The 823-nt window shown below is 53.5% G+C and carries 1 protein-coding gene; it reads left to right on the top strand.

Going from position 1 to position 823, the window contains the following annotated elements; all coding sequences use genetic code 11:
- A partial coding sequence (locus DU478_RS22500) for an IS3 family transposase (RefSeq protein WP_147276416.1) occupies positions 1-762 on the top strand: 762 nt, incomplete at its 5' end.
- Positions 763-823 lie beyond the last annotated feature (61 nt).

Raw genomic sequence — 823 nt, 5'->3', positions numbered from 1 at the left:
CTCTACTATCAACCGGTCGGTGAAAGCGCTGAGAACCTGCGGTTCATGGAGATTATCGACAAGCAATTTCTGGAAACGCCTTGGTACGGTTTCCGCCAGATGGCCCGGTACATGAAGCGGATTGGGCATCGATGTGGTCGGCACCGAGTACGACGGTTGATGCGTTTGATGAGGCTTGTTCCGATCTACCAGGAGCCCAACACTAGCAAGAAGCACCCACAGCACAAGATCTGGCCATACCTGCTGCGTAACACGGTCATCGACAGGCCCAACCAGGTCTGGTGTGCAGACGTTACCTACATCCCTATGCGGCGGGGGTTCCTGTATCTCGTAGCGATCATGGATTGGTACAGCCGCAAAGTGCTAGCATGGCGGCTGTCAAACAGCATGGATGCGGACTTCTGCGTGGAAGCTTTGAAGGAGGCCATTGTCGAGCACGGCGCGCCAGAAATCTTCAATAGCGACCAGGGAAGTCAGTTCACAAGCGGTGCTTGGATTGATGTGCTGACAGATGCAAAGATCAAGATCAGCATGGATGGCAAGGGCGCATGGCGCGACAACCGCATGATCGAACGGCTATGGCGATCCCTGAAGTATAAATGCGTCTATCTGAATGCCTTTGAGACGGGATCAGAAATGCGCGCCGGGATCGGCAAATGGCTGACCTACTACAACTCCGAGCGCCCGCATTCGACCCACGGAATATTGACCCCCGATGAGGCCTATGCCAGCAAAACAGAACCAATGAGATTAGCAGCCTAAATCAATCCCTGATCCATCTTAAAAAGGCTGCAAGCTGGTCTAAAATGTAGGACCACCTCTG

It is taken from the genome of Thalassococcus profundi, from assembly GCF_003344785.1.
Taxonomy (GTDB): Bacteria; Pseudomonadota; Alphaproteobacteria; order Rhodobacterales; family Rhodobacteraceae; genus Puniceibacterium; species Puniceibacterium profundi.
The sequence above is the reverse complement of the archived record's forward strand: the minus strand, read 5'-3'. Positions and strand labels throughout refer to the sequence as shown.